This is a genomic window from Streptomyces sp. NPDC004647 (assembly GCF_040609575.1).
GTDB lineage: Bacteria > Actinomycetota > Actinomycetes > Streptomycetales > Streptomycetaceae > Streptomyces.
In genome coordinates this window covers 1-14,539 of record NZ_JBEXKU010000007.1, presented here as the reverse complement: position 1 = coordinate 14,539, position 14,539 = coordinate 1, and the positions used below count along the sequence as shown (strand labels likewise).

The 14,539-nt window shown below is 72.4% G+C and carries 9 protein-coding genes; 6 read left to right on the top strand and 3 right to left on the bottom strand.

Annotated elements, in window-relative coordinates:
- The first annotated feature begins 24 nt into the window (after nt 1-24).
- Nucleotides 25-1,461: a histidine kinase gene (locus ABZW18_RS04675; protein ID WP_356182066.1), complete on the top strand. Its 1,437-nt coding sequence runs from the start codon at nt 25-27 to the stop codon at nt 1,459-1,461.
- A 288-nt stretch (nt 1,462-1,749) separates the two neighbouring features.
- On the opposite strand, the gene ABZW18_RS04670 is transcribed toward ABZW18_RS04675, so the two are convergent.
- Together ABZW18_RS04670 and ABZW18_RS04665 are read right to left on the bottom strand one after the other, a co-directional pair.
- On the bottom strand, nt 1,750-2,253 hold the full coding sequence (locus tag ABZW18_RS04670) for an SUKH-3 domain-containing protein (protein WP_356182063.1): 504 nt from the start codon (nt 2,251-2,253) through the stop codon (nt 1,750-1,752).
- A 1-nt stretch (nt 2,254) separates the two neighbouring features.
- Complete coding sequence (locus ABZW18_RS04665) at nt 2,255-2,782, bottom strand: YwqJ-related putative deaminase (RefSeq protein ID WP_356182061.1); 528 nt, start codon at nt 2,780-2,782, stop codon at nt 2,255-2,257.
- Between the two features lie 532 nt (nt 2,783-3,314).
- Between ABZW18_RS04665 and ABZW18_RS04660 the strand changes: the two genes are divergently transcribed.
- From ABZW18_RS04660 to ABZW18_RS04650, 3 genes are all read left to right on the top strand, one after another.
- The gene (locus ABZW18_RS04660; protein ID WP_356182058.1) at nt 3,315-4,322 is read left to right on the top strand and encodes an SMI1/KNR4 family protein; all 1,008 of its coding nucleotides are present in this window, start codon (nt 3,315-3,317) and stop codon (nt 4,320-4,322) included.
- A 6-nt stretch (nt 4,323-4,328) separates the two neighbouring features.
- On the top strand, nt 4,329-7,799 hold the full coding sequence (locus tag ABZW18_RS04655; protein ID WP_356182055.1) for an SUKH-4 family immunity protein: 3,471 nt from the start codon (nt 4,329-4,331) through the stop codon (nt 7,797-7,799).
- Nucleotides 7,800-7,972: 173 nt separating this feature from the next.
- On the top strand, nt 7,973-8,896 hold the full coding sequence (locus ABZW18_RS04650) for a cellulose-binding protein (protein ID WP_356182052.1): 924 nt from the start codon (nt 7,973-7,975) through the stop codon (nt 8,894-8,896).
- A 169-nt stretch (nt 8,897-9,065) separates the two neighbouring features.
- Here the strand turns inward: ABZW18_RS04650 and ABZW18_RS04645 are convergent, their stop codons facing one another.
- Nucleotides 9,066-10,583, bottom strand: coding sequence for an MDR family MFS transporter (locus tag ABZW18_RS04645; protein WP_356182305.1), 1,518 nt, complete (start codon nt 10,581-10,583; stop codon nt 9,066-9,068).
- Between the two features lie 461 nt (nt 10,584-11,044).
- Here ABZW18_RS04645 and ABZW18_RS04640 point away from each other — a divergent pair, with 461 nt between their 5' ends.
- Both ABZW18_RS04640 and ABZW18_RS04635 read left to right on the top strand, forming a co-directional pair.
- Entirely contained in the window at nt 11,045-11,869 is an 825-nt protein-coding gene (locus ABZW18_RS04640) for an ABC transporter ATP-binding protein (protein ID WP_356182049.1), read from the top strand.
- On the top strand, nt 11,866-14,451 hold the full coding sequence (locus ABZW18_RS04635; RefSeq protein WP_356182046.1) for an FtsX-like permease family protein: 2,586 nt from the start codon (nt 11,866-11,868) through the stop codon (nt 14,449-14,451). The genes ABZW18_RS04640 and ABZW18_RS04635 overlap by 4 nt, the downstream gene beginning before the upstream one ends.
- The last annotated feature ends 88 nt before the right edge of the window (nt 14,452-14,539 follow it).

The window sequence follows — 14,539 nt, the reverse complement described above, 5'->3', positions numbered from 1 at the left end:
GCACCCGCCCTTAGTCTGGTGCGTATGACCACAACGGGGGCAGTTGCGGAAGCGGGCGCGCGGGGCGCGCCCAGAGGGAACTGGTGGTGGGCTCGCCGGCGGAGCATGGTGCTCGACATCGTGCTGGCCGTCGCGTCCGCGGTGGAGTGCACGTTCGAAGGTGTGTCCTTCGCAGGGCAGGCGCGGATCCCGGTGCTGGCCGGGGTGCTGCTGGGTGTGGTCGCCGGGGCGACGCTGGTGCTGAGGCGGCGGTGGCCGATAGCCGTCGTGCTGGTCTCGATCGCGGTCACGCCTGCCGAGATGGGTTTTCTGCTGGGCGTCGTCGGGCTCTACACGCTCGCCGCCTCCGAAGTGCCGCGCCGTATCACTGTCGTGCTGGCCGGCATGTCGATGGCGGGCACGCTGCTGATCGCGTTCATCCGCTTCCACCAGGACATGCGGCAGGACGGCTACACACCGCCCATCTGGGTCGCGATTCTGGTCTCCGTCCTGATGGCGGTGGGGCTGACCGCCCCGTCCCTGTTGCTGGGCCTGTACGTCGGGGCGCGGCGGCGGCTGGTGGAGAGCCTGCGTGAGCGGGCGGACGGCTTGGAGCGGGAGCTGTCGCTGCTGGCGGACCGTGCCGAGGAGCGTGCCGAGTGGGCGCGTAACGAGGAGCGGACGCGGATCGCTCGGGAGATGCACGATGTGGTGGCGCACCGGGTGTCCCTGATGGTGGTGCACGCAGCGGCGTTGCAGGCGGTGGCGTTGAAGGATCCGGAGCGCGCGTCGAAGAACGCGGCTCTGGTGGGGGACATGGGGCGGCAGGCGCTGACGGAGCTGCGGGAGATGCTGGGCGTGCTGCGGGCGGATTCCGAGGGCGAGGTGCTGGGCTCCGGTTCGGGTAGTTCGGGAGGTGCCGCGGGTAGTGACTCCGGTGCCGGTGCCGGTGCCGGTGCCGGCGTCGGCGCTGGTGCGGGCAGTGGGGCCGGTGCGCGGCCGTTGGCGCTGGCGCAGGTCCGGAACGCGGATGGCGCGCCGGGTGCGGTGGCCGTGGCGGAGCCGCTGGCTCATGAGGCCGGGGACGGTCCGTGTCTGAGCGAGTTGGAGACGCTGGTCGGGGAGTCGCGGGCGGCGGGGATGGTCGTCGAGCTGTCGGTGGAGGGCGAGGGGCGGCCGTACGCGGCGCAGGTGGAGCAGACCGCCTACCGCGTCGTCCAGGAGGCGCTGACCAATGTCCACAAGCATGCGGCGGGTGCGAAGGCGCAGGTGAGGCTGGCGCATCGGGAGGCCGAGGTGGCGGTGCTGGTGGAGAACGGGCCCGCGGCCGAGGGTGGTTCCGATGCGCGGCTGCCGAGTGGGGGCAACGGTCTGCTGGGGATGCGGGAGCGGGTGACCGCGCTGGGCGGGGGGTTTGTGTCGGGGCCGACGGAGGCCGGTGGTTTCCGGGTGTCGGCGGTGCTTCCGGACCGTACGGCCTGATCGTTTCTCCAGGGGGTCGCGGGCCGGCCGTCTGATCGTGCAGAGGTCGGGCTGCACTACCGGCCGTCCGTCCGAGCGGCCGTCCGTCCGAGCGGCCGCCCGTCCGTCCGACCGGCCGGCTGCCTAGGCACAGGGCGTCCCGGGATCCGCCCGTACCGGTCGCTTGATCACTGCGCCCTGCGGCCGTCCCGAGGTCCGCCGCTTGCCCGCGCTCCGATCGCCTGTCCGCGCCTGCCTGAGCGGCTGTGCCGTCTGTCGGTCCGGCCCGTCCGACCCGGCTCCCGGCTGTCAGCCGTTTACGCTGAGGCGTGCGGGGCGGGTGCCGGTGATGAGGGTGGTGAGGGCCTGGTCGATGTCCGGGCCGAGAAACCAGTCGCCCGTGTGGTCGACGCTGTAGACGCGTCCTTCGCCGTCGATGGCGAGGGTGGCGCCCGTGCCGCCCGTCTCCGCGCCGAGCGGGCAGATCTCCGTGTCCAGGGCGCGTCCGAGGTCGGCGAGGGTGCGGGCGAGGTGCAGGCCGCGTACGGGGTCGATGAGGAGCGGTGTCGGGGCGATGTGGCGTCCCGGGCCGGGGGCGCTGATGCGCAGGCCGCCGAATTCGGCCCAGGCCTCGACAGCGGCGGGGGAGACGGTGTGCCGGTGTCCGGCGGGGGAGACGTGGGCTCGGAGGGTGTCGGCCCAGATCTCGGCCTGCTGGATGTCCCAACGGCCTTGCTGCCAGCCGGCCTTGCGCAGGGCGGAGTCCACGGCGACGGGGAAGCGGGTGGACCCGGTGCGTTCGAAGGCGGGCACGTCAGCTCCGTTCCGTCGGATCGATGGGTCGTACGCCGAAGTGTGCGAGCAGCGCTTCGCAGGAACGGCAGGGTGGAGCGTATGCGCCGTGCTGCGGGTCTCCGTCCTCGCGGATGTGCCGGGCGGTGAGTTTGGACTGCTTGAGTGCCCGGCGGGCCTCGCCGTGGGTGAGTGGCTTGCGGGAGGCGCGTTTGCTGCGGCCGCCTTCGGAGGCGCCGAGGTAGCGGGAGAGCAGGACGGCTTCGGGACATCGGCCGGTGAAGCGTTCGCGCCGGTCGCTGCTCAGCGTGTCGAGGAAGTCCTGGACGAGCGGGTGGAGGGCGGGTGGTTGGTCGCCCTTGAGCGCGGTGGCGGTGAGGGTTTCGCCGCGTACGGAGAGGGCTGCGGCGACGGCGGGCAGGATGCCGTCGCGGCGGTGCCGGAGCACGGGTGGGCCGGCGGTGTAGTCGGTGGCGCTCCAGCTGAGCCGGGGGTCGCCCGGCGGCGGTGGTGCTGAGCCGGCTGGGCCGGTGTCCTGCAGTGCGCTCATGGTTGTGCCCTCCCGTGCAATCCCCCGAGTTGCGGAGCACAGCCTGCCAAATGTGCAGGCAGATGGGGAAGTCGCCTGCGTGCTGGCGGCGCGTCGTGAGACGGAAGGTCACCGTCGGGTGACGGGTCGTCACCGGTGTGGCGACAGCCGGTGCGTACGGGGGCACCAAGGCGTAAGGACGCTCGGGGGAGCGTACGCGACGGCGCCGAAGGGCGGGTACGTGCCTCTGCCGCCGCGTTCGACGTGCCGTCGGTGGCGGGAGGACCGGGATCGGCCGGGCAGCTCTCCCTCCTGCCGTCCGCTGTCGCGGAGGCTACAGCGGACGCCGCCGCGGACACGTCGCGGCGCCACCGCGCGCGTAGCCGCGAACACTGGCTCGGTCGGTGAACGGCGTGTCGTTCGGGAGAGTTCGAAATGCCCCTCGCCGCCTCGAAGAGCTGTGCTCATCGTCCGCCGGGCCGGGGAGCGACCCCCTGTCACGACTGCGCATAGGCTGTGCGGCAATAGCCGGACGCACCAGGGGGCAACCGCCATGACGACAGGTCGGCAAGGGCTGGGTGCACTTTCCAGCCCCCGGGCTGGGGGAAAAGCCGCGCCACCGAATACGGCGTACGCCGGGCAGGTCGTGCACTTCCCGGACCCGGTCCGGGCCGCCCGCCACCCCAAGGGCGTACGGGTGGACGAAAGAGGGTTTCCGGACTTCTCGCCCTATGCGCGGGCGGCGGCGGAGATCGCGGATCCGCCCGAGGGGTTCGGTGTAGGCGAACTGCGGCTGACCGACTACGTGTCGGCGAACGCCGCGTTGCACGCCACCGGGCACGAGTTGTGGGGCAGCCTGTCGCCGGTCGCCACTCCGCACGGCTGGACCTGGCACCACGTTGCGGACAGCCGCCGGATGGAACTGGTCCCGGTCGAGGTGAAGGCGCTGCTGCGGCACCACGGCGGGCTGGCGACGGCCGCTGTTGACCAGGAGAAGCGCGGTACACGGCAGTTGCAGGAGACCCGGCCGGTGCATGTCGGGCTGCCCAGCCGGTCCCTGTCGGTCGGTGAGGAGCAGATCCTCGGGGCCGAGGAGGACCTCGGTTACCGGCTGCCCGGTGCGTACCGCTCCTTCCTGAAGGCGGCGGGCGGCTGCGCCCCGGTGGGCGTCGCGCTCGACGCGGGGCTGGGGCTCCTGGTCGACCAGCCGTTCTTCACGGTGCGGGACGACGCGGCGGTCAATGACCTCGTCTATGTCAACAAGTGTCTGCGCGACCACTTCACCAAGGACTACCTGGGCGTGGCCTTCGTACAGGGCGGGCTGCTCGCGGTGAAGGTGAAGGGGCAGGCGATCGGCTCGGTGTGGTTCTGCCCGTACGACGACGCGCGGGACTCGGACGGCCTCTCCGCACAGGAGCGGGTCGAGCGGCTGCTGATGCCGTGCGGTGAGGACTTCGACGACTTCCTGCAGCGTCTGGCGGGCAACCCGCCGGAGTTGGAGACGGTGGCGAACCTGATGGTGGACGGCGGCTTCGCACGCGCCGTCCCGGTGGAGGGGTGAGGCGCGATGGTGACATTCGCGCAGGCGCAGGAGCGCGCGGAGCGCTGGGTCAACGGTGATATGCCCTCGTACCAGCACCGGGAGGTACGGGTACGGGAGTTCGATCTCGGGTTCGTGGCCTGGGCCGAGGACCGGGAGGACGGGCCGACGTCGGACGGCGGCCGCGCGCGGCTGGTGATCGCCCGGGACAGCGGGGAGGCCACCCTCTGGCCCGGGCTGCCGGTGGGCGAGGTCATCCGGCGGTACGAGGAGGAGTACGGGGCCGTCGACGGTGGGGCGGCGGTGGCCGATGTGCCGCCGCAGCGGATAGATCTCGAGGCGACGTCGTTCCTGCTGACGCCGCCGCAGTGGTTGCAGGAAGCGGCGGATCAGATCGGGATCCCGGATCGGCGGTCGGGCGGTTCCGGGCGGGATTCGACTGCGGGTTCCCGTTCCGATGCGGGTTCCGATTCGGGTTCTGGATCCGGCTCGGCTTCCGGTTCTGGCTCGGTATCCAGTTCCGGATCAACTGCTGGAGGCGGCGCGTCCGCGTCCGCATCCGCGCCGTCGGCGGCCTGGCCGGAGGCGGGCTCGGGGGGCAGCCGGCTGTACGAGCCGACGGCGTCGGACGGGGTGCCCGCGTCTCAGCCGGGTGACTCCACCGGCGGCGGTCCGGGCGTTCCCTCCGGGGGCACACCATGGACCGACGCGAATACGCGTTCCGGTGACGGCGACCGTTCTGTCGATCTGCCGGCGACGGTCTTCTCGCCGCCGCTGGTGGGGTCGGACGACGATGACACTCCGCTGCCCGGTGTGACAGCCGAGGCCAGGACGGAGCTGTTGTCCGGCGGCGGGCCGCCGCGGGCGGCGGACGCTCGGGCGATCGACGGGCCGGAGGTTCCGGGGGGCGCCTCCGGCGCGGCTGCCGGAGCTCCGGGCACAGCGGCCCCTGGTGTGCCCGGTGCCGCACACCAGGGGGCGGGCCCGGCTGGTTCGCAGCCGCCCAACGCTCCCGGTACCGGTGGTGGTCCGGACGTGGCAGGCTCGCCCGGTTCCGGTTCCGGATCGAGTTCTGGTTCCGGTTCGGGTGCAGGGTTGCGGCCCGGTGCGGGCGACATCGCGGATGCCGCGACCGCGCGCGCCGTACGTCCTGGCCGCCCGGGCGCGTCCGGTACGCCTGGAGCCCGCGGCAGTGGTCCGAGTGTCCCGCCGCCGCCCGGCGCTCCGGGAACTCCGGGCGCGGGGGCGCCTCCTGTTTCGGGCCCCGGTGCCCCGGGCGCGCCTGCCGGTGGCTACATCCCGACTCAGCTCGTCCCGGCGCTCTCCCCGGACGGCCCGCCGCCGGGCGAGCCCGGCAACCCGCAGCCCTCTGGTGCGCCGGGTGCCCCCGGTACGCCTCAGCCTCCGGGCCCGCCCGGGGCCGCACAGCCCCCTGGTGCTCCGGGTCAGCCGGGTGCGCCTGTTGGGCCCGCCGTTCCTGGTCCGCACGGAGCTCCGGGTCAGCCGGGTGCGCCTGGTGGGCCCGGTGGTGTGCATGCCGCGGCGACGATGCTTGCCGGTCCTTCGGGTGGTGGCTCGGGTGGTTTCCCGGGTGGCGCCGGTCCCGGTGGTCCGGGTGGTCCGCAGCCCCCGGGTCCGCCCGGCGCTCCGAATGCGCCCGGGCAGCCGGGTGTTGGGGGCGGTCATCTGCCCGGCCAACCAGGCCGGCCCGGCGCTCAGGGTCCCGGGGGCCCGTCCGGTCCACAGCCCCCTGGTCCGCCTGGTGCTCCGGGTCAGCCGGGTGCGCCTGTTGGGCCCGCCGTTCCTGGGCCGCACGGAGCTCCCGGTCAGCCGGGTGCGCCCGGCGGGCCTGGCGGTGTGCACGCTGCGGCGACGATGCTTGCCGGTCCTTCGGGTGGTGGCTCGGGTGGTTTCCCGGGTGGCGCCGGTCCCGGTGGTCCGGGAGCCCCGCAGCCGCCCGGCGCGCCTGGTGTTCCCGGCCCGGGAGGGCCTCCCGGCCAGCAGCCGCCCGGCGTGCCCGGTCAGCCGGGTATGGGTGGCTCTCCGGGCTACCACCCTCCTGGTCAGTCCGATCAACCTCAGGGCCATGGCGGGCCGTTCGGGCAGCAGCCTCCGGGCCCGCCTGGTTCTCCGAGTGCGGTGGGGCAGCCGGGTGTTGGCGGTGCTCATCTGCCTGGTCCTGCCGGTCAGTCCGGTCAACCTCAGGGCCCTGGCGGGCCCTTCGGGCAGCAGCCTCCCGGCCCGCCCGGCGCTCCAGGCATGCACGGAGCCGCCGGCCCGCAGCCTCCCGGCCAGCCCGCTCAGCCCGCTCAGCCCGCTCAGCCCGGCGTCCCGGGCGCGCACGGCGCTCCCGGTGCCCCGGGAGCCGGAGGGCCCGTTGGCGGACACGCCGCCACCGCGCTCGCCGGCGATCCCGGCGCCCCGCAGCAGCCGGGCGCGCCCGGTGCTCCCGGTGCGCCGCACGGTGCGCAGCCGCCCGGTGCGTACGGCTACCCACAGGCCCCGTCGGGCCTGCCCATGGTCGGGCCCGGCTACATGGCCGTACTCCGCTACCGCGCGCAGGACGGTTCCGAGCAGCAGCTCATCCGCCGTTCCGCGCCGGGCACCCCGCACCCGGAGTGGCAGATCCTGCATGAGCTGCGTGCGATGAACGTGCCGCCGCAGCAGGTGCTGGAGCTGCACACCGAGCTGGAGTCCTGCGAACTGCCCGGCGGTTACTGCGCCCGGATGATCCGTGAGACCTGGCCGCAGGTGCGGATCAGCCACACCGCCCCGTACGGCCGTGACCACGCCACGCGCCGGGAGGGCGTACGGCATCTGATAGAGCATCAGGGCGAGCTGCACCAGGTCGCGGACGCCCCGGCCCGTCCGGCGCCGAACCGGGTGCCGCTGCCGCACCCCAGCCAGGTGCAGCGGATGCCGCCGATCCCGGCGGAGGGGATCGCGCACGAGCTGTTGCAGGCGTTCGGCCCGCAGGGCGTGTTCCGCTTCGACCAGCGTGCGGTATCGCGGCAGGGCGTGCCGGAGGTGGTGGCGCAGACTCTGGTCTGGGCAGGGCTGCCGGTCGACTTCGGACCGTTCTTCTGGGCGCAGGCGGCTCCGGGCCGTCCGGTGCCGACGCTGGCCGAGCTGGCCGCCGAGCGGGGTGTGCAGCCGGCGTCGGACGCCGGTTCATATCTCGTCATGGGCAGCGACTTCGGCCGGCAGCTGTGTGTGCAGTACGGCACGGCGGCCATCGTGGCCGTGCCGGTCGAGGCCGGACCCGACGGGCAGCCGGTGCCGCCGCAGTTCGTCAACTCGGGGCTGCCGGAGTTCGTACGCTGTATGGCGCTGCTGGGCCGGATGTGGCGGCTGCGGTTCGGGCTGACGCCGGAGCAGGCGGGCCGCTGGACCGTCGATTTCCAGGCGCAGTTGGCCGCGCTGGACCCGGCGGCGCTGTCGTCGCCGGAGAACTGGTGGTCGGTGCTTCTGGAGCAGATGTGGGACGGGCTGTTGTGACCGTCCGTCGTTGACGGCGCTCGCCGCCGCGTCGGAATGACCGGGGCGCTCGACCTCTGAGGGGGTCGGGCGCCCCGGTCTTTCGTTGGGGGGAGTGTCGCGTTATGGGTGCTTGGCTCTGATCCAGAAAGATGTGCGCCTGAGTGCGTTATGCCGAATAAAGGGGCTTCTGGATGAGTGCGTCTGTTTCACCTCATGGCTTTGCCGTCGTACGGGGCCGGGACCGCGGCTACCGGACCGACCAGGCCGACCGCATGGTCGGCGGGCTGTCCGCCGCCCGTGACGAGGCGTGGGAGCGGGCCGCGCGGCTGACTGTTCTCGCCAAGAGGATGGAAGACGAGGGGCAGCGGCTCCACGAGCAGGCGGCGACGCTTCCTCCGCAGCGGTACGAGGCGCTGGGGCCGCGGGCGCAGGAGATGCTGATCACGGCTGAGGCGGAGGCGGCGGCTCTGCGTGAGCGGGCGGAGGCCGCGGCGCAGGAGCTGCGCGAGGACGCGGAGGAGGAGGCCCGCGCCGTACGGGAGGCGGCCCGGGCCTTCGCGGTCGAGGTGCGCGGAGAGGCGGAGGCGTGGGCCGAGCGGTGTGCGGCGGGGGCCCAGGAGGTGGCCGACGACGTACGGGCGAACGCCCGCCGGGAGGCGAAGGCCTGGCGTGGTGAGGCTGCCGCGGCACTGGCGGAGACGCGGCAGCGCACTTCGGCGCTGCTCGAGGCCCAGCAGAAGGAGCACAAGGAGCGGTCGGAAGCGGCGGAGCGTGCGATGGCCGAGTCGCAGGCCGCGACGTACGCGCTCGTCGCGGACCTGTCCGAGCGGGCGGAGTCGGCCTTGGGGGATGCACAGCGCTCGTGCGCGGAGGCGGAGGAGCTCGGGCGGCAGTGGCAGGCGGAGGCGGAGGCGCGGGGGGCGGAGCTGTTGGAGCAGGCCAGGGCGCGGGCGGACCAGGTCGAACAGGAGACGGCGCGGGTGCTGCGCGAGCACGAGGAGAAAGGGGAGGAGCTGCGGGTTCAGATGGCGCATGTGCGGAACAGCCTCGCGGCCCTGTCGATCGGCCGGGACAGTGGCGGGGTGCCGGGGCCGGCGGCGAATACGGACACCTGAGACGGCGGAGCGGGCTGAGCGGGCCGGCACCGAGGACAGAAGGACTGAGGGGACGTCATGTCTCCCCGTTGTGTCCGGCGGCTTCTTGGGGCGGGTCGGTGTGCCTTGTTCCGGCCCGGCCCACACCCGTCCCCCATACCTCCCGTCCCACCTTGTCCCGCTCTTCGTCTCAGCTCCGGTCCACCCCCGCCTCCGTCCCCGTCCCTGTCCGCGTGCCGTCCCGGTCCTCGTCGCCGTCCTGGAGGACGGGGAAGTGGCGTGGAGCGAGGAGCAGGAGAGCGAGCAGGGCCGCGCCTGCCGCGCAGGCAGCCCCGAGATAGATGTGGTCGACGGCCGTGTCGACCGCGCGCCGCAGGTAGTCCGCCGCTGCGTCCGTCAGCGCTCCGGGGCGTGTCAGCGCGTGCGAGACCCCGTCGAGGTCGTCCGGCAGGCCGGGCCGGATCGCGGGGGGCGCGTCCGCGAGCCGGGCCGACAGGGTCGCGTTGGCGACGGCCCCGAAGAGCGCCGCGCCCAGGCTCTGCCCGACCTGCCGGCAGAAGAGGACGGACGCGGTCGCCGTACCGCGTTCCGCCCAGGGCACGGTGGCCTGGACGCCGACGATCAGGGGCAGTTGGAAAATGCCCAGCGCCGCCCCGAGGAGCAGCATGATCAACGCGGGCTGCCAGGGCGCGCCGGGGAAGGGCAGGAGGGGGAAGGCGAGGAGGACGAGCGCGGCCAGCCCGATGCCGATGAGCGCGCTCTGCCGGAAGCCGATCCGGTCGTAGACGCGGCTGCTGAGGGCCGCGGACAGCGGCCAGCTGAGGGTCATGACGGAGAGGACGAATCCGGCGGCGATGGGGCCGAGTCCGAGCACCGACTGCGCGTACGTCGGCAGGAAGACGGTCGGGGCGACCATGAGCAGTCCGAGTGCGCCGAGGGACAGATTGACCGCGGCGATCGGACGGCGCTTCCAGACCCAGCCGGGGATGATCGGTTCTGCGGCTCGCCGTTCGATCCATACGGTTGCCGCGGCGCACACCGCGCCGGCGCCGAAGAGGGTGAGCGAGGGCGCGGACAGCCACGGCCAGGCGACCCCGCCCTGGACGAGGGCGGTGAGCAGCAGCCCGCCGCAGCCGAAGACGCCCAGCGCTCCGGCCCAGTCGACGTGGGGCCTGCGGTCGCGCGGCCGTACGGGCTCGCGCAGGTGCCGGGCGATCAGCCACAGCGCGACTGCTCCCACCGGCAGGTTGATGAGGAAGATCCAGCGCCAGTGGGCATTCGCGGCGAGCAGCCCCCCGATGGCGGGTCCGGCCACTGCCGACACGGCCCAGACGGTGGACAGTTTGGCCTGGATCTTCGGGCGTTCCTTCAGCGGGTAGAGGTCGGCGGCGATCGTCTGGACGGTGCCTTGTATGGCTCCGCCGCCGAGTCCCTGCACCACGCGGAAGGCGATCAGGGCGGACATGTTCCAGGCGCCGGCGCACAGCAGTGATCCGAGGAGGAAGAGCACGATCCCGGAGATCAGCGCCGGCTTGCGGCCGAAGGTGTCGGAGAGTTTGCCGTACACCGGCAGCGTCACGGTCACGGCCAGCAGATAGCCGGAGAAGAGCCAGGAGAAGACGGAGAAACCGCCGAGGTCACCGACGATCTGGGGGACGGCGGTCGAGACGATGGTGCCGTCGAGGGCGGCGAGGGCCATGCCGAGCATGAGAGCGGCGACGACCGGGCCCCGGCGGGCGGCGGGTGCGTGTTCCGCCGCGGGTGCCGAACCCCGGCCCGTACGTCTCGCGGTGCCGCCCACCGTGCCCCCTCCGCCATTCCGTGTAGGGCGCACCCTTCCATGTCCGGGGCGGCGGCGGAACAACCACCCGGCTGGTGGGACGGTGCCGCCCGGCCTACTCACCGGCGGTCGGTGCACCGTTCGCCCGACGGACACCTCGGCCTCAGGGCGCACTCCCCTAGGGGAAGTTCCTCGTATCTCCTACCGCTGGTTCGTCCCGGCGGAGGAGGAGTGCGAGGCGCGCTGCTCCCTAGCCTGAGGGGGCGGGCCCGACCCGGGGGGGTGGGGGAAGCCCCAGGGCGAATACGGTGCCGCGCACCATCGCGGCGCATACGCCATTTCCAGCACGCTGATGAACGCAGCGACGACTTCGACATAGGAGAAATACCGTGACAACGGCTGTATCGATTCCCAGGACCGGGGGCAGTGGAGGACGTACGGCCGTCGCGGCGCGAGCGCGGCAGGTCGTCAAGGCGTACGGGTCGGGCGAGACCCGCGTCGTGGCCCTCGACTCGGTGGATGTGGACATCGCCCGGGGGCAGTTCACCGCGATCATGGGGCCCTCGGGGTCCGGCAAGTCGACGCTGATGCACTGCCTCGCCGGTCTCGACACCGTGAGTTCCGGCCAGATCTTCGTCGACGAGACCGACATCACGCGGCTCAGGGACCGAAAGCTCACACGGCTCCGCCGGGACCGGATCGGCTTCATCTTCCAGGCGTTCAACCTGCTGCCGACGCTGAACGCCCTGGAGAACATCACGCTGCCGATGGACATCGCGGGCCGCAAGCCGGACAAGGCGTGGCTGGACCGGGTGGTGGAGACCGTGGGACTCGCCGACCGGCTGAAGCACCGTCCCACCGAGCTCTCCGGCGGGCAGCAGCAGCGTGTCGCCGTGGCCCGTGCGCTGGCTGCCCGCCCCGAGATCATTTTCGGTGACGAGCCGACCGGAAACCTCGACTCGCGCGCCGGCGCGGAGGTTCTCGGCTTCCTGCGGCGCTCGGTCGACGAGCTGGGACAGACCATCGTGATGGTCACGCACGATCCGGTCGCCGCCTCGTACGCGGACCGCGTTCTGTACCTCGCGGACGGCAGGATCGTCGACGAGACGTACAACCCGACCGCGGAGCTGGTCCTGGAGCGCATGCTGCGTCTGTCGCCGACGGACGCCCCCGGCGTCTCCGGAGCTCTTGGTGCCCGGGGGAGGGCGTCGTGACCGTCCTCAGGACCTCGATGCGCAACTTCTTGGCACACAAGGGACGTATGGCGCTCTCCGCCGTCGCCGTCCTGCTGTCGGTGGCGTTCGTGTGCGGCACGCTCGTCTTCACCGACACGATGAACGCCACCTTCGACAAACTCTTCGCCGCCTCCTCGCCCGATGTCACCGTCAGCCCGAAGAGCGCCGAGCGGGCACAGGACGGGTCGCCGCAGAGCGGCAAGCCCGCGTCGCTGCCCGCGTCGCTGGTCGCCGAGGTGGCGAAGGCCGAGGGTGTGCGGTCCGCCGAGGGCGCCGTCAGCAGCATGAGCGTCACCGTCGTCAACAGCGCCAATAAGGACATGGGTTCCGACAGCGGCGCTCCGACGATCGCCGGCAACTGGACCCGTAACGAGCTGAAGTCGATGGAGATCACCTCCGGCCACGCGCCGCGCGGTCCCACCGAGGTGATGCTCGACGCCGACACCGCCGAGAAGCACCGTCTGCGGCTCGGTGACGAACTGCGCACCGTCGCCGTGACCGGTGACGTCAAGGCGAGGATCGTCGGCATCGCGTCCTTCAAGGCCACCAACCCGGGTGCCACCGTCGTCTTCTTCGACACCGCGACCTCGCAGCGGATGCTGCTGGGCGCCACGGATGTGTTCACCCAGATCTCGGTGACCGCCGACGAGGGCGTCAGCGACGAGCAGTTGAAGAGGAACGTCGCCGCCTTGCTCGACAGCGGTAGCGGCAGCTACACGCTCCTGACGGAGAAGGAGGCCGTCGACTCCAACCGCGAGGACGTCGGCTCCTTCCTCGACATCATGAAGTACGCGATGCTCGGCTTCGCCGGGATCGCCTTCCTGGTCGGCATCTTCCTGATCATCAACACTTTCTCGATGCTGGTCGCCCAGCGGACGAGGGAGATCGGGCTGATGCGGGCCATCGGCTCCAGCCGCAAGCAGGTCAACCGCTCCGTGCTGGCCGAGGCGCTGCTGCTCGGCGCCACCGGCTCCGTGCTCGGGGTCGCCGCCGGTGTCGGTCTCGCCGTCGGCCTGATGAAGCTCATGGGCCGGATGGGCATGGAGCTCAGCACCGACGATCTGACGGTCAACTGGACCACCCCGGTCGTCGGTCTGGCGCTCGGCATCATCGTCACCGTCCTCGCCGCCTATCTGCCCGCGCGGCGGGCGGGCCGGGTCTCCCCGATGGCCGCGTTGCGCGACGCCGGTACGCCCGCGGACGGCAGGGCGGGCCGGCTGCGGGCCGTTGTCGGTCTGGTGCTCACCGGGGCGGGCGCCGCGGGTCTCCTCGCCGCGGCGAACGCGGGCAAGGCGTCCGAGGGTTCGGTGTTCCTGGGCCTCGGCGTGGTCCTCACCCTCATCGGCTTCATCGTCGTCGGACCGCTGCTGGCCGGTTTGGTCGTGCGGATCATCAGCGCGGTCGTGCTCCGCTTCTTCGGCCCGGTCGGACGGATGGCGGAGCGCAACGCCCTGCGCAACCCGCGCCGTACGGGTGCCACCGGCGCCGCCCTGATGATCGGCCTCGCGCTCGTCGCCTGCCTGTCCGTCGTCGGCTCCTCCATGGTCGCCTCGGCAACGGACGAGCTGGACAAGTCGGTCGGCGCGGACTTCATCATCCAGCCCAAGGAGGGGCAGAGGATCGTGCCGCAGGCGGCGAAGGCCGTCGCATCGGTCCCGGACATCGCCCATGTCACCGACTACAGGATCGTCGACGCCAGGATCACCGCACCGGACGGCAGGTCCGAGGAGAACTCTCTCTCCGCCGCGGACCCCAGCTACGCCCAGGACGTGCGGCGGGAGACCGTCTCCGGCGAGCTGTCCGCGGCGTACCGGAAGAACGCGATGTCCGTCGGCGACACCTACGCCAAGGACCACGGCATCGAGGTCGGCGACCGGCTGAAGGTCGCCTTCAAGGACGGCAGGACAGCCGGGCTCGAAGTCGCGGCCATCACGTCGGACGACACCTCCGTGGACAAGGGCGCCATGTACGTCGGCATCCCGACGGTGGAGAGTTACGTGCCGGCCGGCCTGATGCCCAAGAACGCGATCATGTTCGCGAAGGCGGAGGACGGCCGGGAGAAGGCCGCGTACACCGCGCTCAAGGACTCCGTGGCCGCGTACCCGGGCCTCAAGGTGCAGGACCAGACCGACTTCAAGCAGGACCTCAAGGACCAGGTCGGCCAGATGCTCAACCTGGTCTACGGCCTGTTGGCGCTGGCGATCATCGTCGCCGTGCTGGGCGTGGTGAACACCCTCGCCCTGTCGGTCGTCGAGCGGACGCGGGAGATCGGCCTGATGCGGGCGATCGGCCTCTCACGCCGCCAGCTGCGCCGCATGATCCGCCTGGAGTCGGTCGTCATCGCGCTCTTCGGCGCCCTGCTCGGCCTCGGCCTGGGCATGGGCTGGGGCACGACCGCCCAGAAGCTGCTGGCACTGGAGGGTCTGGGCGTCCTGGAGATCCCCTGGCCGACGATCATCACGGTCTTCATCGGCTCGGCCTTCGTGGGCCTGTTCGCGGCCCTGGTCCCGGCCTTCCGGGCGGGCCGGATGAACGTCCTGAACGCGATCGCGACGGAGTAGGCGCGATCGGCAGCCAGGGGCAGCAGCCCGGGGGACTGCTGCCCCTGGACACGACGCGGGCCCCACCCGCCCGCAGCCGGGGGGGGGC

Bases quoted from the DNA above. Each gene is read 5' to 3' on its own strand.
- ABZW18_RS04650 (WP_356182052.1), top strand. From the start codon at position 7,973: ATGAGTGCGTCTGTTTCACCTCATGGCTTTGCCGTCGTACGGGGCCGG.
- ABZW18_RS04665 (WP_356182061.1), bottom strand. From the start codon at position 2,782: ATGAGCGCACTGCAGGACACCGGCCCAGCCGGCTCAGCACCACCGCCG.
- ABZW18_RS04645 (WP_356182305.1), bottom strand. From the start codon at position 10,583: ATGCTCGGCATGGCCCTCGCCGCCCTCGACGGCACCATCGTCTCGACC.
- ABZW18_RS04660 (WP_356182058.1), top strand. From the start codon at position 3,315: ATGACGACAGGTCGGCAAGGGCTGGGTGCACTTTCCAGCCCCCGGGCT.
- ABZW18_RS04655 (WP_356182055.1), top strand. From the start codon at position 4,329: ATGGTGACATTCGCGCAGGCGCAGGAGCGCGCGGAGCGCTGGGTCAAC.
- ABZW18_RS04675 (WP_356182066.1), top strand. From the start codon at position 25: ATGACCACAACGGGGGCAGTTGCGGAAGCGGGCGCGCGGGGCGCGCCC.